Consider the following 21,497-nt stretch of genomic DNA (forward strand, 5'->3'; position numbering starts at 1 on the left):
GTTATAGATATTTTAGATTCTTATCTTAAAATAGATGATTTACCCTATGAATATTTTGGAGAAACAATAACAAATATATCAAAACTTAGCGATGATTATATGAATATATATTTTGGAGACACTGTACCATATCCTACAGGAGGTATTTTTATAAACTCTTTAGAACCTTTCCCTCCAGACTATGATCAAACTTCAAGAGGCTGGTACAAATCGGCAGTAGGCAACAACAAGAATATTTATATAACGGATCCTTATGTTGATTTTGTTACAAAAAAAATATGTATAACTTTTGCTAAAGCTGTATACACAAATAATAATCAATTAAAAGGTGTAGTCGCTATAGACTTTGCTAAAATGGATGATATAGTTCAGAATACCATTTATGAAGAAAATGTCAATTTAGTTACTAAAAATGGTATGTTTATTAATAATACAGATGAAAATAAAATATTAAATGAAAATAATAAAATATTCAATGATATTAATTTCCCAAATATTCAGCAATATATAGTTGATGGTAAAAACTATACCAACATATATAAAAATAATTGGTATATGGTACAAAAATTGGAAACTGTTCCTTGGTGTATAGTATTAAGCGGAAATTTATCTCAGGTACAAAATCAAATAAAAGCACTTATGTTTATATTATTATTTGTTCTTATAATAATAATTTTGTTGGAAAGTATTTTAGTTGTTGTAATAGTTAATCCTATAACAGCTTCTTTAGATCAGGCTATAGCAAATATAAAACTAATGAATGATGGTTATTTCAATAGTAATTTCAATGAAAAAATGTTTTCTAAAAAAGATCAGACTGCAGAATTGTATAAAAACATAAAAAGCATGCAGGACAATATAGGAAAAATTGTTTATAATTTGAAAGAAAATATAAATAATATAAATTCTTCTATTGATACTATACAATATGGAAGCAAAAATTTATCAGATAGAACAACATCTCAAGCAGCATCATTGGAAGAATTATCAGCTTCAACAGAAAGTTTATCTAACTCTCTAAGAAATACTTCTGTTAATACGGAACATGCTAAGAATATGAGTTTAGAAGTAGCTAATTCTACATTAACCGGAGTAGAGGCTGTTAATGTTATATCTAATAATATGGCTGAAATATCAGAATCTAGTAAACAAATATCGGATATAACAAAACTCATTCAGTCAATAGCTTTTCAAACTAATATATTAGCTCTCAATGCATCAGTAGAAGCTGCAAGGGCAGGAGAACAAGGAAGAGGATTTGCTGTGGTAGCAAGCGAGGTTCGTTCTCTGGCACAAACAGTTAATGAAGCTGCTAATAATATTACAAAGATAGTAAATGATACCGTTGCTAAAATAGAACATGGTAATGAGTCAGTAGCATATTCTACAGATGTTCTTCAGAAAATTTCATCTTCTGCTAAGGAAGTAGTTAATATACTAACTGAAATAAGCACAACTGCTCTTAATGAACAAAATAGTATAATGCAGATTAATCAAACTATAATATCTTTAAATAGCATTACTCAGGAAAATTCATCAATAGCTGAAGAAAGTGCTAGTTCGAGCAATGAGGTAAAAAATATGACTGAAGATATAGTTAATGATATAAATTACTTTAAATTTAGTGAAAGGTAGGAAATATTTTCAATTAAATTTATTATTTTTATTATTGTTATGCTCGTATATATGTAGGTGTTGCCTATAATAACCTACTTGGTGACTGCGACTCACTTGTGTACCTATGACAAAAGGCTCTGTCAAGTAAACTTGCTAGAGGCTCACAATTTTTATAATTAGCTTTACAATACTAAATTAAATATTAGTTATGATATAAGTTTTAAAGCAATAATAAAAAATTATTATTTTAGAGTATTGCAAAAAGAAAGATTTTATAATATAATATATACTTACTTATATTTTACTTTTAATGGGAGAAGCAAAGATGAAAAAAGATATACATCCTCAATATTTTGAAACAGATGTAAACTGTGCTTGCGGTGCTAACTTTAAAATTCACTCTGTACAAAAAAGTTTACACGTAGATATTTGTCATAACTGCCACCCTTTCTTTACAGGAAAACAAAAAATTCTTGATACAGCTGGAAGAGTTGATAAATTTAAAAAACGTTATGGCTTAAAAAAATAATGCATGAAAGTAAATTGTATAAAAATAATTAGTTTAAGTTATTTATTTACTTAGACTAATTATTTTTTTATTAAGAACATATTATCTTTATTAATCAAATAAAAAATAATCTCAATCTAAATAATAATTAAATATTAGGATTCATCATGAAATTTATAATAGAAGATAGAGTATTCGAAACTCTAAATGATATGTGTGTTGCTGTAATAATTGCAAAAGGAATTAACAATCAAAATAAAATAAATGATATATCAATAATGCTTAAAGAAAGTATTTCAAATGCTGAAAAAGAATTTGAGAATATAAAAGTAAAAGAAAGCGAATATATAAAATGTTATAGAGATGCTTTTCAAAAACTAAATATCAATCCTAATAAATTCATGTGTTCTATAGAAGCATTACTCACAAGAATATCAAAAAAGAAAGGAATGCCTGAAATAAATTCTATAGTAGATTTAGTTAATGCTGTTTCTATTAAATATAAACTTCCTATGGGTGCTCATGATTTAGATTCTATGAATAATGAAAATTTTTATATTAGATATTCTGTAAATGATGATACATTCCTTCCATTTGGTGAAACTGAAACAGAAAAAGTTGATAATAATGAATTAGTTTATGCTGTTGCTCATGATATAAGAACTAGAAGATGGATATGGAGACAAAGCGAATATGGAAAAATCACTGAAAACTCTTCAAATATAATATTTCCTATAGACGCTTTTATTGGTATTAATGATGATAAAGCTATCAAGGCTAGAGATGAGCTTGCTGAATTATTAGCAAAATTTTTTAACTGCGATATAAAAACAGGCATTATAGATTCTAAAAATAATTATATAGAATTTTAACTTTATTCTAATACCCGCCCTTTTAAATTTATTGTTTTAATTAAAAATATAAATTTAAATTGGCTTTATTGCGTACATTGAAAAAGCACACCCACCCAAGTGTTAATTAGATTTATAATTTTAATTAACGCACGGTAAACTAAATTTATAATATAATAAAAATCTGAATTAAAAACAAATCTATATTTTTTATCTTATTCTGCGTGCGGTAAGAATATTACAAATTTAAAAAACTTTTGGGTGGGCAGCTAAAATATCAGTTAAATTTAATTAAGAAAAATAGTGTAAAAATTACAGAATAGTATTATAAGGCTAAAGGGCGGGCAAATATAATTATATTATAATTAAATAGTAATACTACTCATTGAATAAAATACCATGTCTTTTTTGCAACTTTGGCGAAGCCAGCATAGCGTGTGTGGCAAAAAAAGTTGATATAATCATATAATTATATTAAAAATATTTTTTATTATATTTATAATAATTTAAATATAGTTTATAACGTATTTCCGCCGCATGTGAAAGACTGTATTCTATATAAATAATACAGTATATACTGAAACAAATACAGTTACTGATGCAATTTATATAGAATTATCTACTTTTTTGCCGCACAAAAAAGTAGATAAAAATGCACTTGCTAGAACTTTATATTAAAAACATGCCTATTAAATATAGGATATAGCCTAAAAATGCAGTCTTTTTGGTTCTTTGTGCCAACAAAAGAACTGGGGGTGTGGGGGCAAAGCCACCACAAACAATAAAATTGAAAAAACTAAAATTGACAAAATATAGTTGTTTAGGTATATAAAACATTTATTATAAAAATAAATCATGCTATAATTTTTTATATAAACTTTCATTATATTATTAATTTTATTCAAAATGCAGTAGTTTATTTTTATAAATAATTAATCTTCACGTATTTTTATATTGAATCTGTTTCTGAAGCTAGAATAAACAGAAGGTATTATTATAAGAGTGAACATCGTAGAAAATATAAGCCCTCCGCAAACTGCTATTGCTAAAGGTTTGTACATTTCGCTTCCGCTTCCTATTTCAAAAATCATAGGTAATAATCCTAATATTGTAGTTAATGATGTCATAAGTACAGGTCTTAATCTTATTTTGCATGACTCTAATGCAGCATTATCCCAACTTATATTTCTTTCTATTACAACTCTATTCATATAATCTATTAAAACTATTCCATTATTAACAACTATTCCTACAAGCATTATAATACCTATTCCGCTATAAACATTTAAAGTATTTCCTGAAAAGTACAAGAATATCAAAGCCCCGAATAATGCAAAAGGAACAGCCAAAGATATAACAAAAGGCGTAATATAAGATTCAAATTGTCCTGCTATTATTGCATATACGAATACTAAAGCCATTATTAAAGATACTATTAATTGAACGAATGCTTCTTGCATATCCTCATAATCTCCTGAAAAATTAACAGAAAATCCGCTTGGTATATATATTTTATTAAGCTCTTTTCTAATATCTGTAATGATTTCATTTATAGGTCTTCCATAAGCACTAGCATTTATCTCTATTATTCTTTTATCATTCTTTCTATTAATTTCTATAGGACCTGTAGATTTATGTATGCTTACAAGTGATGATATAGGTACTATACCATTTGAAGTAGGTATCATCATCTTTTGAATGCTTGAAATATCATCTCTGTTTCTATCCTCCAAACGAACTATTATATCAGTATCAACATATATAGAATTATTTAAAGTCATCTTGCTTGCTGTTGTACCGCTAAAAGAAGTTCTTATAATATTTGCAATAGTATTAATATTGATACCCATTTTAGATACTAAATCTCTGTCTACATCAAAAATAAGTTCATGATTTGAATCATCTTCTTTTATCAATACATTTCTAACTCCATCAACATTATTAACTGCAGCTATAACATTGCTTGCCACATCATATCCCCTGTCAAGATCATCTCCTACAAGCTCTATAATGATTGCACTGTAATTTTTAGGTTTTCCCATAGCTGTATTTTCAGAATTAAGTTCTATTCTTCCGGGATATCCATTAATTTTATTTCTTATACTTTCTATATAATGAGTAATATCAAGTTTTCTTCTATTTTCTCTATCTATATCATGCTCCATTTTATTTATAAACATGTCAGTAAACTCTACCCTAGCCCCTACAGGAAGTCTTAACCTTGATATAATAGTACCTTCATCTGATACAGGATAGCCTTCCTTACCTATATTCATTAACAATAAAAATAATGATATAGTCAATAGAATAGATATTAAAGCGAATGATTTCTTTTTATTTTTTATCACTATCGCTAAAGTGCTTACATAAAATTTTTCTACATTATTATGAAGATTTTTATTAAAGAAATTTTCTGATTTTTTTAATAATAAATTCAATTTACTATCAGGATTTAATTTATTTAATCTTGAAGCTAAAAGCGGTACTATAGTCAAAACTACAAAGAGAGAAGTTAATAATGATATAGAAACTGTAACACATAAATCGCTGAACATCTGCCCCATTTGTCCTTTAACAAACAAAAAAGGAAGAAATACGCATACGCTTGTTAAAGTTGAAGCTGTTATTGCTATGGATACTTCACTTGTTCCTATTATAGAAGATTTTATATTATTTATTTTAATAGTTCTTTTATCATTTTTATTAATATTATATTTAGAATAATAATTGCTGTAATAAAAAATATTTTCTAACACTACTATAGAATTATCAACCATCATTCCTACACCAAGCACAAGCCCTGAAAGAGATATTACATTAATAGTGATATTAAAAAAATACATCAATATAAAAGTAGTTATTACTGATACAGGTATTGATATGCTTATTATAAATACGCTTCTTATATCCCATAAATATATCATAAGAACTAATACAGCAAATAAAGCTCCCTGCCAAACTGTATTCAAAACATTATGAATAGAATTCTTTATTGTATCCGAACTATTGAAAAGTATTTGATAATAAACACCTGAAGGTAAATTAATAGTACTGAGCCTTTTCTCTACATCTCTTGCTATCTGTATAATATTTCCGCTGGATTCTTTAGTTACGGCAATAGTTAAAGCTTTTTGTCCGTTTATACGAACGATTTCTGAATCATCTTCATAATCCTTATGTACATAGGCTATATCTCTCACCTTTACAGGATAAACTTGATTTTTTAGCATTATAACTACATCTTCAATATCATTAACTTCTTTGAACTCTCCTGTTGTTCTTATATTATATTTATAAACACCCTCATAAGTTTCACCGCCTGCAACATTCTGATTCTCTAAAGATAATGTATGTACTATATCATTAATATTTATAGAATACGCATTAAGTCTATTTAAATCTATATCTACACAAATTATCTTTTTTAATCCGCCTCTTATTTCTGTTTGTGCTACTCCTTCAACCTGCTCTAATCTTGTAAGTATTTGACTATCAACTAAATCATAGAGAGATGCTAAATTATCCGTACCAAAAAAGGCGATATTCATTATAGGCTCTGAATCGGTTGAAAATTTAGATATATTTGGATTATCTGCATCATCAGGCAAAGAGGATCTAATCATATCAATGGCTTCTCTTATATCATCAGCAGCAGTCTGTAAATCCGTTCCCCAATTAAATTCTATTTCAACATTAGACTCTGATTCTTTAGATTTTGATTTGATAGTCTTTACATTATTAACGGATGACACAGCACTTTCAATTATTCTTGTAACAGATTTCTCTACTTCCTCAGCTCCGGCATTATCATAAGTAGTTTTTATGCTTATAATAGGAACTTCCATATTTGGAAGATAATTTATGCTGAGTCTTACTGATAAATCCAATTATGAACATGGATACCAATGTAACAAATACTGTTGTAGTCTACTTACTATGAAAGTAATAAAGTTTTTCATTTTTTCGTAAATTTAAATCATAAAAATATTACGCAAATATGATATTAAATTCTAAAAAATATTCAATAGTTTTTATTATAAATTTTTATTCCTTTTAAACTACTAATAAATAATATTTGAAATTTATATTATTCATATAATTGCATAACAAAATATATATTTTTATTTTAATAGAAAACTATTATAAAAAGTATATATACTAAAAATTTTTAAGTTTGTCATTTTTTAGTCAACTTTTTCCCGCCGCACGCCTGCCGTAGGCACGCTTCGCGAGGCGGACTTCGTCAAGAACCTATATCCTCGATAAACTCGTATACGCTTCGCGAAAGTGCAAATAATTAAATAAGTACTAAATAACACTAACTTTGTTTTACATATAATATAAATTATTAATTTTTACACAATAATAAGTAATCAGCCGCACATATAGAGGACATTTGTTAAGAATAAGTGATACCGTGCAGAAAGGTGCCACAGCTCGCGGTTGACAAACTTAAAAATTTTTAGTTTTTTATATAAAATTAACTATTCTTTTTTATTGTTTTTATCCTTATTATAAAGCATTTTTACTAGGAAAACTAAAGCAACAATTATTAATATTTTTATTATAATACTAAGTATGCCATGAATACCAAAATGCGGTCCAAACAACATTGGAAAATCAAAATAATTCCTTACATGAGGATGGTATGGAGGAGTATGAAACATTCTATCAAATGCCGGAGAACATGAACTCAATAAAAAAAGTGATAATATAGATGAAATTATAAAAGTGATTTTTTTTAACATAGTAGTTACCCATTATTTTATTTGCTTTATTAGACGAAAAAATTATAATAAAAGTTCCCTATAAATATTTATTTTTCATCAAAAAGTTGTATTATTATAATTAATCTAAATATAGGAAATAATGATGGAAATATTAGATTTAGATAGAGCCGAATACGAATTAAACAAAGCATACAAATCAAACCCTACTCCTTGGGCTGAACATTCAAGATATGTCGCTAAAGCTGCGAGGATAATAGCCTCTGAATATAATAAAAAATCAACAGATAAAAAATTAGATGAGGATAATTCATATATATTCGGACTTTTACATGATATAGGAAGATACACTGGTATAAGTGCAGAAAGGCATTTAATAGACGGATACAAATACTGCATTAATTACGGCTGGGAGAAAATGGCTCAAATATGCATAACTCATGCCTTTATGATACAAGATGTAAATACTGCAATAGGAAAATTTGATATGTCTGAAGAAGATTTCAACTTTTTAAAAAATTTCGTTGCCAATGCTGTATATGATGATTATGATTTACTTATTCAATTATGCGATTGTCTTGCTTTGCCTTCTGGATTTTGTTTGCTTGAAAAAAGATTCGTTGATGCTGCTTTAAGATACGGAACATTTCCTCAAAGTGCATTGAGGTGGAAAAGAGTATTTGAAATAAAATCGTATTTTGAAAGTGTTATAGGTACTTCAATTTACAATTTACTTCCGAACATAAAAGACAATATTTTCTAAACACTCACTGTGGGGGATTTCTGCACAGTAAGCCAACCCTTACAGCAAGTACAATGTAAGCGACCGAAGGAAGTACTGTAAAGTATGCGGTTTATTACCAAACATCAAACAAAAATAAGAATTTGTAAAAAGATAATCGGCATGTTAAAATTAATAACAAAAAAATAAGGACTAAAAATGCCGGTTATATCAAGATTTTATGGTATCATTATCAAAATGTATTTTCAGCAAAAAGAGCATAATCCTCCGCATTTTCATGCCATATATGGTGAGTATATTGGTGTTATTGATATCAATGAATTAAAAATGATAGAAGGCGATTTACCTAATAAAGCATGTTCGCTTGTATTGGAATGGGCTAAAAATAATCAGGACGAACTTTTAAATATTTGGAATACTCAAAACTTTAAACAATTAGCACCTTTGGAGTAATTATGACTTTCCATAAAATTAAAAATGTTAAAGCTTTAGATAACCTCATTTTAGAAATAATATTTGAAAATGAAGAAATAAAATATTATGATATAAAAAAATTAATCCCTGAACATAAAGAGTTTGAAATTTTGAATGATAAAACTTTATTTAATCTCGTAAAAGTTGATGTTGGCGGATACGGAATTTCTTGGAACGATGATTTGGATATATCATGTAATACTTTATACTACTCGCCTAGTTAACGCAGTATTCGCCATACAGGCATTCCGCACGGTAACGCTCACCCTTACAGCAAGTACAATATATGTGCGGCTCATTACCCAACATAAAACAAACTAACTAAAGAGCTAACCAAGAAATATAAAAATAAACCCACAAACCAAAACTAACCCAGAAATAATTTTTTGAAAATTTACCTTATACCTCCCTGACTAAGCGTAGCAAGGAAATACAGAAAAGCAGAAAAAGAAATTTTTTTAAATTTTCATTATAAACCACCCCCTGACTGAGCGTAGCGAGGAAATACCCGAAGGGTACGCCCTTATAGTTAAACAGAATTTTTTTAAACAATAAGCCCGAAAATATAAATTTTTTTCAAGAACTACGAAAAAAAAATCGACTTTCCCAACCCAACAAGCTAGCCATTTGAACCACTCCCCTAGCTAACGCAGTATTCGCCATACGGGCATTCCGCAGGTACTGCAACCCATTACAGACAGTCAACTGTACGCGACCGAAGGAAGTACTGTAAAGTATGCAGCTAATTACCCAACCATAAACAATAAAATTAACTAAAAAGCCAACCCAGAAATATAAAATCGAACCCACAAACAGAAACTAACCCAGAAATAATTTTTTGAAAATTTACCTTATACCCCCCTGACTAAGCGTAGCGAGGAAATACAGAAAAAAAGAAAAATAATTTTTTTGAAATTTACCTTATAACCCACCCAAACCCGCCCTTATAGTTAAACAAACATTTTTAACAAAACAAGCCCAAAAATATAATTTTTTTAGAAAAAACACGAAAAAAAGCGGACTTTCCCAACTACTCGCCTAGCTAACGCACTTCCTACGGTCGCCCTAAAGGACTCACTCCGGTCGGGGGCACTCCGCAGTATTTGCCATACGGGCTTTCCGCACGGCATAGTTTTATAGTGTAGAATATATAACAGTGTGCGGTTCATAGCAAGTTAGGACGCTAATTAAGCACAGCCTCACGCATAGACCATAACCCCAACGCTAACACTCACCCAAACGCCGCCGCCGAACTAAAAAAAGGAAGGATAAGAAAAAATTTTAAAATTTTGTATTCCCAGCCTAACCCGCCCTTTAAAGTTAAACAGAATTTTTTAGGGAAATAAGCCTATAAAGAGGAATTTTTTTTAAAAAAGAATGAAAGTATGAAACCAAAAAGCTAACAAAATTTTTAAAATTTATACTCCCGCCGCCTGACCGAGCGTAGCGAGGAAATACCCGAAGGGTACACCCTATATAGTTAAACAAATTTTTTTAAATAATAAGCCTATAAGGAGGAATTTTTTTAAGAAAAGTATTAATAATTTATCGTCTCAAGCTACTCGCCTAGCTAACTACTCGCCTAGCTAACGCACTTCCTACGGTCGCCCTAAAGGACTCCCTCTGGTCGGGGGCACTCCGCAGTATTCGCCATACGGGCTTTTCGCACGACATAACTTAATATTATTTAATACTAACTATCGTGCGGTTCATTATCGCATATTAGGCAAAAAAGTAATTAAGTTTTATTTAATTGATCATCTATTCTCAGTATTTACTTAATTTTTTTAATCTAATCAATATTTTATTTATAAAATTAGTTTAATTATGTAACAGATTTTAATCAAAGTAATATAATTAGCTAATTTTACTTTTATTTTGTAATATTTGCTTACAAGTAGGAGATAATGCTATAAAACATAATTCTGCTGTCGTAAGATCTGGAGCAAAATTATCTTTTAATTCTTTATTAGGATGTATATAGTTTCTATAATCTTTTATAATATGACATTGACTTTCTACATCTTTTTTTATTAAGCCTATTTCTTTTGCAACAATAATTAGATCATTTAATTTCCACTGGTCAAAACTTTTTATATTTTGGTTATATTTAGGAGTAGATTTAGCTTTTAAAAAATCTTTATTATTTCTTGCATAATATAAAAATATAGTTTCTAATATACTACCAGATAAAAATATAATTGAATATGTTAACTGATTATCAAGAGCTTTTTTTAATTCTAAAATTTTATTTTCTAAAGATTTATATTCTATACCTTTTATATTTAGTTGTTTTACTATATTATAAAACTCTTCAAAATTATAATTATATTTATTATTAAAATTTATATTAGAAAATAAGTTATCAAATTTATTTATTATATTTCTATTCAAACTATAAATTCCTCTATTATTTTTCTTTTGATTAATATTTTTATTTTTTACTTCTGTTTTTAAAACTTTCGTTATATTTGAATGCATTAAACTACATTCCTCCATATATATTTTTAATTCTTTTGCTGTAAATTCTTTTTGCCCTTTTCTATATAGAAAATATGCAATATACATAATAATATTTTTAATAATATTTTTATCTTCTTCAGGTATTACTTGATAAAACGACTCTAACTCATTTATATTAATCATATAGTTTCTCCTTTGTTTTCATCATTAATAATATTATTCATAAAAACTATACCTCTATGTGATATATAATAATTATTATCTTTATTCTCTAAATATGCTCTTCCTTTTCTAGATGAATTATATATAGCATCTTGTAATGAATAATTTAATTTATCTCCTGCTTGATATAAAAAACTATATATTGTGTTTTTATTAACATTAAAATCACCTAAATGTTCTTTATTTTCGTTTATCCAATATAATAATAGTAAAATTTTTTGATATGACTTTTTAATTTTAGAATTATTTACTCCGTAGAAGTCCACCCATTTTTTTATATATTCTTCATTAATAGTTATTTCTTCTTTTAAACATTCTTCATTGAAAGTTTTTTTATCACTTTTTATATTATTTTTTTTATTATCTTTAGTATCTACTCTATGAGAATTTGCTACAGAACTAGACAAATGATAATTATTTTTTATATCTATAAAAGAATCACTTTTAAGTTTTTTTAACACACTATCTAGTTCCTCTATTGGACCTTGAAATATCATTTCAATATTGTCGTTTTTATAAATTAACTTGAATTTCGTCATAATTTAACCTCCGTTATTTTTATAAAAGTTATAAACGTTAAAATTATACTTTAATAATACGAAATTCTAATTTAAAAGTCAAGCTATTTTTACCATAAAACGCATAAAATTACAAAAAATTGATTTTTTATAGATTTACAGTTATATACAAGCTATCTAGTTTTTTATTTGACTCTAAAATATTTATTATCAGTCAAAACGTATTTATTAAAAGTTTTTATGTAAAAACATTTAGAATAATATTATTTTAAATGTTAACTATTTTAAAATTTAACTTATTATTGTTTAAATAATTCGAGTTATCAAAACCTAAACTATACAATTATCATTTTTAGTTATCGCCCTCTACAATCTTAATATCACTTTCATCTAAATTATAAATTTTATAGACTAAACTATCTATTTGCCCATCTATTGCATTAATCTGCCTGTTAATTATGGTAATGGAATTAGGATTTTTCTCAACGGACAACTTTTTGTTTAAAGCGATGATGTTGTCAACTAAAGTAACGATTTTGTCATAAATTTCCTTTTCTGATTTATCATTAAAATTTATTCTTTTTATAGGTAATTCTAAAACTTGAGATTGTCTAACATGCGGAAAGGCTTGCTTATCTTTTTCTCCGAATGTTTCATAATAATAAAAATACATTAATTTAGAATTTAATAACCCTAATATATACAAATAATCTTCATCAACATTTTCTTTCAATTTAAAAATATATATTACCTGTATTACCCAATAGTTATCTATATCTAAAACTGCATTTATACCATGACCTGTTTTTCTTATTAAAATCTTTTTACCATTATACAAATCTGGGGATTTATATTGAATTCCTTTAGCGTCTGTTTTTATATATCTATTTTTATATTTAATACTATATCTTGATATATCTTCACCAACTAAAAATTTTTCTCTATTACTACCTGACTCAAATAAAATTAAATCGCTATTTTTTCCTATTTCTACACCTCTGGCATTATTGGCAATAACACTAAATTCATCTTTATTATCTCTTATCTTATTTAAAATTTTATTAATAGATTTATCAGTAGTTATTTTAAAAGATAAGTTTTTATCTTCTTTTATTTCTTCTAAAGAAATTGAATTTTCTACTATATTGTTATCTAAATAATGACCTATACAATATTTATATTTTATATTATCATTATGCGACTTTGTAAATATATAAATACAGCTAGGCATTTCTACTTTATAAAATATATGCTCACCAACAGAAAATAGTTCTTTTATACCAAAATTATTTATAATGTATTCTCTAAATTTTTGATAGTCAACATTTGTAAAAAATCTATTTGGTATTATAAAAGAATTAATACCATTATCTTTTACAAGTGAATAACTTTTTTCTGTAAATAAACAAAATAAATCATATTGATTCCCAATAGATGAATATTTTTCAGAATAATATTTTTTTAATTCTTTATCTATAAATTTAGACTGCACCCAAGGCGGATTGCCTATCACCACATCGAAACCGCCCCCTTTAAAAATATTTTTAAATTCGTCCTCCCAATCAAAACAATTTATTTTATATTGCGTCTCCTCGTCAAAATCAAGCACAGACTGGCTCTCGTAAAAATCATTGCCTATTAAACTATTACCGCATTTGATATTGTCCTCCAATGACGGTAAAGCTCGCTCATTAAATAAATCCTGATTGTTCTGTATTGACGCTGGACTCTCCCCATCCAAACATTTCATAAGTAATGATAATTTCGTTACCTCTACCGCATTGCTGTCTATGTCCACTCCAAATATATTGTTGCGTAATATCTGCTTCTTTATCCAAATTGTTAAATCCCCATTCTCTTTTATTACATCTTCTTTTGATCCCTTAAACTTCGCCCTGTCCTTTATCTTGTTGTAATATTCAATATGATAATTAAGTAAATATTTATACGCCCCAAGTAAAAAACTTCCGCTGCCGCAAGCCGGATCCAATATTTTTATATTCGCTATCTCCTCAGGCTTCTTCCCCTTTATAGCCTCCCCAACCGTATTCGCTACTATATAATCAACTATATACTCAGGTGTATAATAAACCCCTCCTGCCTTACGCACCTCTGGTTTTAATTCTATCTTCGCACTATGATTCTTCCCTATAGTGATAGTCTTGCCCAAAAACTGCTCATAAGCATTCCCTATTATCTCAACCGATATAACAGAAAACTCATAAGGACTCAAAGGATAATAAAGCTCATTAATAATCTCTTTTATTACTTTATTATCAATCTCAATACTGCTGCTAATACTGTCTTTAGAAAAATCAAACAGCCCCGAATTATACCTGCCGTCAGCATGTTCAAAGATTTTTAATAGATTGCTGTAAAAATTATCATTCTTATTCTCACAAGTTTTTTTCAAATCGCCATACTCTTCGATACCTCTGTCCTCAGCGGCCCTCAAAAATATAATTCTGTCAATAATCTGCTGCACTGCATAATTCAAATCGCGTACAGATAAATCTTTGTTTAATTTAGAAATATTAGAAGCGAGTTTAGTTCGTAGATTGTCAAGGGTGCTTAAGAAATCAATATCAACACTTTCAGTACCTTTTTTGTTAGAAGTGCCCGCAATATATTTTTCAAGGGAGCCCTGTTCAATTTTTTCTCTGTTAAGTATCTCATAAAGAAAATCAAATTTTTTTAAATAATCCTCAAAATGAATATATTCAATTCTAGCAGTAGAGGCCTTATCATTAACATTAGGTTTTCTGGTGCAGTCATAAATAGCAAGTTCCTCAAAATCGGTGAGGAAACTTATACCAAGCTTGGCACTCCAGCCATACCTCCTAAGCTGAAAAGCAGGCAAACTGTCCTCTTTAAGATTAACACCGGGCTTTTTCGCCTCCACAAAGAAAACCCTATTCCCCCCAATACGAAATGCATAATCAGGAGCTTTAGTTTCCTTCCCCACTTTCACCTTATCCTCATGAATTACATCACGATAAATTTGTGATTTACCCGCCCTATTAGAAACGTCCCAACCGAACGCCTCAAAGAACGGATCCAAAAAATCCCTTCTAGTCTCCGTTTCATTATAATTTTTATTTGTATACTGTGAATAATTTGATTTGAAGTTTTGAATTAAATTTTTTAATAAGTCATAAGATTGATTTTTTAAATCAGAGTTAACATAACTCTTAAAATTATTTAAATTAGTTGACTGTTGACTGTTGACTGTTGACTGTTGACTGTTGACTGTTGACTGTTGACTTTCATAGTATAAAACACCCCCATTATAACTTTATACTACAATACACCCAAACCGCACATTTTGCAACTAAATACAACTAAATATAAGTAGAAAAAACAACCCCAACATCAAATAAACTACTCGTATAGCTAACACACTCCCTACAGTCGGCACCTTCCCGCAGTATTCGCAATATGGGCTTTCCGCACGGTACTGCAACCCATTACGGATAGTACAATGTACGTGCGGTTTATTACCCAACACTAAACATAAATTAAAATGATCAATCTCAATGTTTTATATTTATCTTTTTAAATATACTAACATGATTATATATAAAATCATTAATATTATTATCATTATAAATATTAGTATCAATATCTATATTATCAAATATATCTGTTCTATTTTCCATATAATTTATAAATTTATTATTATTTAATGTATATAATAATTTATCATTAGTTACATTAATTAAATTGATATTATGTTTTTTAGAAAAGAAATATATCCATATCAATCTATATTCATCTATCATTTTACTATTAACTAAATTTGAATACATTTTATTAATAAAATCCTCGACAAATAAATAAAATTCAGTTTCCTTACTAATATTATTTATTAATAATTCTATAATTGAAAATATTTGAGGTAATATTCTAGGAGAATAATCTATTAATAATGATAATAGATTTATTATTTTTATTTTATCTTTTGTTTTTAAATGAGAAAATATAACATGACCTTTTTTATCTACAAGATTATCTAAAAATTTAGATATCATAGAACTTCCGGGATATTCTTCTTCTATTTCTATCAAATAATAATATGCAGTTAAAAAATCATCTATTTTTAAATTAAATTTTGGTAAAATACAATTTTTGTAATAAGCTTTCTTCCATTTTCTTTCTAAACCATGTGGAAGTTTAAATATATTTGTTTTAGATTTATTCATCCATAAGTTATATTTTTGTAATTCATTTTCTAAAATATCTCTTATGTACTTTGCTTCTTCTTCTGTATTACATAAAAATCTATAGTCATCTTTATATCTTGTAGCAACAAAATCCATATCTTTTATTCTAGACTCTAAAGATACATTTCTATCAATTTTTGATAAAACAATTTCAGCAACAACATCTGATACAGCAGACCCTATTGGAATTCCATTAGTTTGGAAATGATTTGCTCTTTGAAATAAACTATCTAATTGTACGCCTAAATTATCTCTTTTATTCCTATTTAAAAATGCATTTTCTCTACCTTCTAATGCCCAAGCTATACTATGCGTATATATAGAATGATAAAATTTTGATATATCAGTTCTTAAAATATATTTATAATTATAAGCATCATTTGTTAATTTTTCTTCTACTGTTAAAAAATTATATATCATATTTTTAGATGATGATTTGTTTTGCACTTTAGTTTTATAAATTGGTATAGGAAAACTATAAGAATATATTTTCAAATCTTCATTAAAAATATGTTCAATAATAGTATTCCAATTATCAACTATAACTTTTACTATATCATGATATATATTAGGGTGAATTAATGAAAATATTCTTTTAGAATCATTAGTATATCTTATATCTAAATTCAATAACTCATAAACCGTTTTATCTTTTTTAGCATCTTTTGGATTTAGCTTATAAACTAAAAAATCAGACATATTTTCATTAAATTTACATATATCAAAAATAGGTGGGTACTTATATTTATCTCCATAGTAACCATAATATAAAAACCATTTTGCTATCTTATCTGAAGATAAACTCAATAATTCTACTTTTTTATTAAAAAATTCTTTTCTTATATTACTCATTTTTATCCTAAAATAATAAAATTAGTATTAATTAATCCTATTCTATAATGATTATTTCTTCCTCACTCTAACCCATAAATCCTCAAAACAAACACATCAACTTCATTCTGCAATTCTTTTAATAGCTTTTCCTCTGTAACCTCATCAATAACCCCATTAATCCTGTCTTCCCTTATACTCTTGCCCCTGTCAAATAATGCCTCAGCCTCTTTTAACTGCTTTTCTGTAGGTATAATAATAGGTAATTGTCTCATATCATTTATCTGCAAATTAACAGTATTATTTATAAAAGTTCTCAAATAATAAAAAATAAAGTACGAATTAAGTAAAATTAAAAAATATTTAGCTGAAGTTTTTTCATATAAAGTATATAAACTCATACTAGCAACATCATTTATTGAAACTTCTTTATATCTACCCTTTATATATTGAGAATTAGGATTTAAAACATTATTCCAACTAAAACCACTCTTAAAAAAGAAATTATAACCCTGCCATCTTGCTTTACTGTCCGTCTTCAATATATCAACATTTTTTTTACTCCAATCTATCGCATAAACTGTAGGAGCATACCATTTATTCCCATCTTTATCCCCTTTATCATAAGGTACAAAACTTCTTTGATTATTTATACCATCTTCTTTTTCTTCCAATGTTAAAGTATTTAAATCTGCCATTTCTTCTTTTGAAACTATCCTATAAATAAAACCCTGACCAAAGGAATTTTTACCATATTTTTCTTTAATACTATCAAAAAGTTTTCTTATATCAATTTCATTCATTTTAGATATATCATAATTAGTTTTATTTTCTTTATTAAATTTGTTTAACTTTTCTATTCTTTGACTATAAACCCTTTCTGCATCTTTAGTATTTTCAAGAACCCCTACATATACACCATTATCACCTGTTTGAAGTCCAACTCCTCCATCAGTTATCAATCCCAACAAAGTAATATCTCCAGCTTTCAAAGAATTTCTATAAGCATCTAATTGTTTTTCATTTTTCTCTATATCTTTACTTGTCTTTATCAAATGCCATTTATCTTTATACAAAATAGACGCTTTACTTACTAATTTTTTATAAAGCATTAAATTATATTCTGTAGGTGTAAAGAAAATACAATTAGGAGAATTCACAAAATAACTAACATCTATTTCTATTTTATTTTTTTTAGAAACAGGATTTTCTTCTTTTGTATTATCGCTGTAATGCATCTTATAATTTTTTTCTTCTCTATTTATAAGGCTTACTATAGCAGGCTCAACTTCTGCATGTTCAAAAACATTACCTGTATTAATTATCTCTAATAATCTTTTACTTTGAAGCAATTTTCTAAGTCCGATTTTTGTCTGAATTGTTAAAAAGCTATTAGATGTTATATAAGATAATACTGAATTATCATCTAAAAGTTTTATACCCTTAATAAAGAAATAATAATATAAATCATCTTGTATGCCGTATAACTTTTTATAATTTTCCATATCTTTAGATGATATTTCTTTATTTGAAACATACGGCGGATTGCCTATTACCAAATCAAATTTATCTACTCCAAACATCAAACCGCTGTCAAAAAAATCATAGCTTTTTAGCATGTCAAACGGATTATAATTTTCTAGTTTCGCATTATGATTAGAATACTCCTTTATAAGATTTAAAATCTCTTTCCTTATCTTGCTTTTATTCTCATAACTAGCATTAAAATACTCCCTCATATTTTTTATAAGTTCATTCTTGTCCCAAGTAAGAGAAATCAAATTCACTTCTTTATCATCAAGCTCTATCAAACTATTAGCCGATACTATTTTAAACTCCAAATTAGGAAGTATCTCCAAATCTATAAACTTCTCATCGCTTTTTATATCTGTATAATAACTGCTCTTTAATAATTCTATCCATAACCTTAAACGGCATATATTTACAGAATTCGGATTTATATCAACCCCGTAAAGCTGATTACTTATAATATGCTCCTTAGCCTCAAATAATGTCTTTTCTATCTCCTGCTTTCTATCCGTAATATTATCATTTTCTATATTATACTTAAAATGTGTACCGTCTATATAATTTATAACTAGCTCATCTTCCGATATATTAACATCTATATTATCATGCAAAACTCTAAACTCGCTCTTTATCCTTATAAGCTCATTTAAACAAGCCACCAAAAAGTGCCCGCTTCCGCATGCAGGGTCTATTATCTTTATAGAATCCAAAATATTTTTTATATTATCCCTATAAATATGTATATTAGCCCTCACATAATTTTTTACTTCATTAATATTTTCAAAATGTGTATCTGTAAAATATTTATTAAACTTCTCAATTATAATCTTCTCTATGCTGTACCTTGACATATACATAGTAATAGCAGGCGGAGTAAAATGCGAACCGTCTTTATAACCGTTAAGCCTTTCAAATACAAGACCCAAAACTGAAGATTTTATTATTGTATTTTTATCTACATTCTTAGCATCAGCATTAAATACATAACAATTCAAAAATCTAAGTATATACTCCAAAAATGTTAATTGACTGCTGTTAAAATCCCTATCATTATAAAGTATGCTTCCAGACATTACTTTCATTCTTGAATCATTATTCAATTTTGTTATAGAAAAAATCAGCTCATCTTTACCCTCTTCAAATAATGAACTATTCAAATACGGTATATAATTATAATCATTATTAGACGACCTCATATTTTTAGGCTTAGCAAGCACATTAAAAAATAATGTATATAAATAATTATAATCTTTAATCTTAAAAGGATTTAATATATCCAAATGCTTATCATTCCTAAAAGTTCTAAGCTGTGCCTCAAGTATTTTTAAAAATAATATTCTATTCACCCAAATAATATTAAGCTTCAAAGCCTCATCAAATATTTCATTTTCATTTGTTTTATCAGGACTATTTCTAATTACGTCCATAGTGATCCTTATTAAACTATTATCAACATTAGATAAACGTAATTTTTTTTCTTTATCTTCTTCAAGCCCCATCATATAAATTATTTCTTTATAAAATGTATTAGATATGGAATTAATATCATTTCCAAGTTTAACAGAACAAATATTATAAGAATTAAAAAATCTGTATATAAGAACATCGTCATCATTAAATAAATCTATCTTATACCCTACAACCTCAAGATTAATATTTTCTAAAAATCCGCCGCAAATCTTATAAAAAGTTTCATTTTTTACTTTACTGTTTTCATTAAAATAATTTACTATCTGATTATCATTAATAAGTTTTTCAAAATCATATTTAGAAAATAAATACACTTTTTCAAAATTCGTAATAATAATATTATCAATATTAAAATCTTTATTATCTTTATTTTTTCTGCTTTTATAATAATAAAGTATAGTCTGATAAAAAGCCTTATTATTATAATTATTATCATCAATCATTTCTAATGTATTATTATAATTTTTAGTTTCTATAATAGTTTTAATATTATCATCAAATTTTATAACCAAATCTATTTTACCACTTGTATTGCAATTGTATCCGAAAGCATTAACTAAAAATTTATTTAATATACCCTTACAATGTTCTTCTGATTCCCCTTTAACTTTAGCATTATTTATTTCATTTCTATACCATTTAATATCTATTTTAAAATAATCTAATTTATCATTATCAATTTCATAATTTAATAGATTTCTTAATTTTAATAATTCTTTTGCATTTTTTGTAATAGACTTCATAAATAATACTCCAATTGTAATGATATTATTATACAGTAAAACAAAATAAAAACAAACAAAAAAGGCAGCCATTATTCATAGCCGCCCTTTTATAATATATAAATATTAATTATTTTTTATCTCACTGCCTCAGCACATCTAGTACATAACTCTTTATGCTCGCTGTCTGTCCCTACACTGTCATAATGTCCCCAACAGCGTACGCATTTTTCATGACTAGCTTTCTCTGTCTTAACGAAAGAAACACCGCCCTCTATAAATGTATCGTCCTTACTGTCAGAAAGTGTTACTTTACTTACGATGAATATTTCGTTTAAATATTTTTCATATTTAGTAAGTAATTCTTTAGTTGCTGGTTCTTTAGTGCATATTGTTACATAAGCCTCTAAAGATTTACCTATTGTGCTATTATCTCTAGCTCTTTCAAGTGATAATAATACATCATCGCGTACTTTAAGAATTGAAGCCCATTCTTTTTCTAAATCTAAATCAATTAAATTGTCATCAGCTTTAGGATATAACTCTAAATGTACAGAAGAAGCATTTTCTCCTTTGTAGTATCCCCAAACCTCATCAGT

The 21,497-nt window shown here is 27.1% G+C and carries 13 protein-coding genes and 1 pseudogene; 6 read left to right on the top strand and 8 right to left on the bottom strand.

Annotated elements, in window-relative coordinates; genetic code table 11:
- The first annotated feature begins 99 nt into the window (after positions 1-99).
- The 3 genes from Q0K19_RS03465 (at position 100) to Q0K19_RS03475 (ending at position 2,997) form a co-directional block, all read left to right on the top strand.
- Entirely contained in the window at positions 100-1,635 is a 1,536-nt protein-coding gene (locus tag Q0K19_RS03465) for a methyl-accepting chemotaxis protein (protein ID WP_297245332.1), read from the top strand.
- A gap of 307 nt (positions 1,636-1,942) precedes the next feature.
- A complete protein-coding gene (gene rpmE, locus Q0K19_RS03470) occupies positions 1,943-2,146 on the top strand; it encodes a 50S ribosomal protein L31 (protein ID WP_020004042.1) in 204 nt (67 codons plus the stop codon).
- Positions 2,147-2,292: 146 nt separating this feature from the next.
- Positions 2,293-2,997 carry a phenylalanine--tRNA ligase beta subunit-related protein gene (locus Q0K19_RS03475; RefSeq protein ID WP_297245337.1) on the top strand — a complete coding sequence of 235 codons (705 nt, stop codon included), beginning with the start codon at positions 2,293-2,295 and terminating at the stop codon, positions 2,995-2,997.
- A gap of 911 nt (positions 2,998-3,908) precedes the next feature.
- On the opposite strand, the pseudogene Q0K19_RS03480 reads toward Q0K19_RS03475, so the two are convergent.
- Positions 3,909-6,935 (bottom strand): annotated as a pseudogene (locus Q0K19_RS03480) (efflux RND transporter permease subunit).
- Between the two features lie 525 nt (positions 6,936-7,460).
- Complete coding sequence (locus Q0K19_RS03485; RefSeq protein ID WP_297245342.1) at positions 7,461-7,724, bottom strand: hypothetical protein; 264 nt, start codon at positions 7,722-7,724, stop codon at positions 7,461-7,463.
- Positions 7,725-7,848: 124 nt separating this feature from the next.
- Here Q0K19_RS03485 and Q0K19_RS03490 point away from each other — a divergent pair, with 124 nt between their 5' ends.
- From Q0K19_RS03490 to Q0K19_RS03500, 3 genes are all read left to right on the top strand, one after another.
- The gene (locus tag Q0K19_RS03490; RefSeq protein ID WP_297245344.1) at positions 7,849-8,466 is read left to right on the top strand and encodes an HD domain-containing protein; all 618 of its coding nucleotides are present in this window, start codon (positions 7,849-7,851) and stop codon (positions 8,464-8,466) included.
- Between the two features lie 177 nt (positions 8,467-8,643).
- Complete coding sequence (locus Q0K19_RS03495; RefSeq protein ID WP_297245346.1) at positions 8,644-8,898, top strand: DUF4160 domain-containing protein; 255 nt, start codon at positions 8,644-8,646, stop codon at positions 8,896-8,898.
- A gap of 2 nt (positions 8,899-8,900) precedes the next feature.
- The gene (locus tag Q0K19_RS03500) at positions 8,901-9,143 is read left to right on the top strand and encodes a DUF2442 domain-containing protein (RefSeq protein ID WP_297245348.1); all 243 of its coding nucleotides are present in this window, start codon (positions 8,901-8,903) and stop codon (positions 9,141-9,143) included.
- A gap of 1,633 nt (positions 9,144-10,776) precedes the next feature.
- Here Q0K19_RS03500 and Q0K19_RS03505 read toward each other — a convergent pair.
- The 6 genes from Q0K19_RS03505 to Q0K19_RS03530 form a co-directional block, all read right to left on the bottom strand.
- Positions 10,777-11,565 (bottom strand): hypothetical protein, encoded by a 789-nt coding sequence (locus tag Q0K19_RS03505; protein ID WP_297245350.1) that lies wholly within the window; start codon positions 11,563-11,565, stop codon positions 10,777-10,779.
- Positions 11,562-12,143 (bottom strand): hypothetical protein, encoded by a 582-nt coding sequence (locus Q0K19_RS03510; protein ID WP_297245352.1) that lies wholly within the window; start codon positions 12,141-12,143, stop codon positions 11,562-11,564. The genes Q0K19_RS03505 and Q0K19_RS03510 overlap by 4 nt, the downstream gene beginning before the upstream one ends.
- 331 nt (positions 12,144-12,474) lie before the next feature.
- Complete coding sequence (locus tag Q0K19_RS03515; RefSeq protein WP_297245363.1) at positions 12,475-15,258, bottom strand: TaqI-like C-terminal specificity domain-containing protein; 2,784 nt, start codon at positions 15,256-15,258, stop codon at positions 12,475-12,477.
- Positions 15,259-15,655: 397 nt separating this feature from the next.
- The gene (locus Q0K19_RS03520) at positions 15,656-17,197 is read right to left on the bottom strand and encodes an RNA-directed DNA polymerase (protein ID WP_157148896.1); all 1,542 of its coding nucleotides are present in this window, start codon (positions 17,195-17,197) and stop codon (positions 15,656-15,658) included.
- A gap of 62 nt (positions 17,198-17,259) precedes the next feature.
- Positions 17,260-20,919 (bottom strand): DNA methyltransferase, encoded by a 3,660-nt coding sequence (locus tag Q0K19_RS03525; protein ID WP_297245357.1) that lies wholly within the window; start codon positions 20,917-20,919, stop codon positions 17,260-17,262.
- Between the two features lie 116 nt (positions 20,920-21,035).
- Positions 21,036-21,497, bottom strand: a 462-nt coding sequence (locus Q0K19_RS03530; RefSeq protein WP_297245359.1) for a zinc finger domain-containing protein, incomplete at its 5' end; no start/stop codon positions are given.

Origin of the sequence: uncultured Brachyspira sp., assembly GCF_944393015.1 — a bacterium.
Classification (GTDB): Bacteria; Spirochaetota; Brachyspiria; order Brachyspirales; family Brachyspiraceae; genus Brachyspira.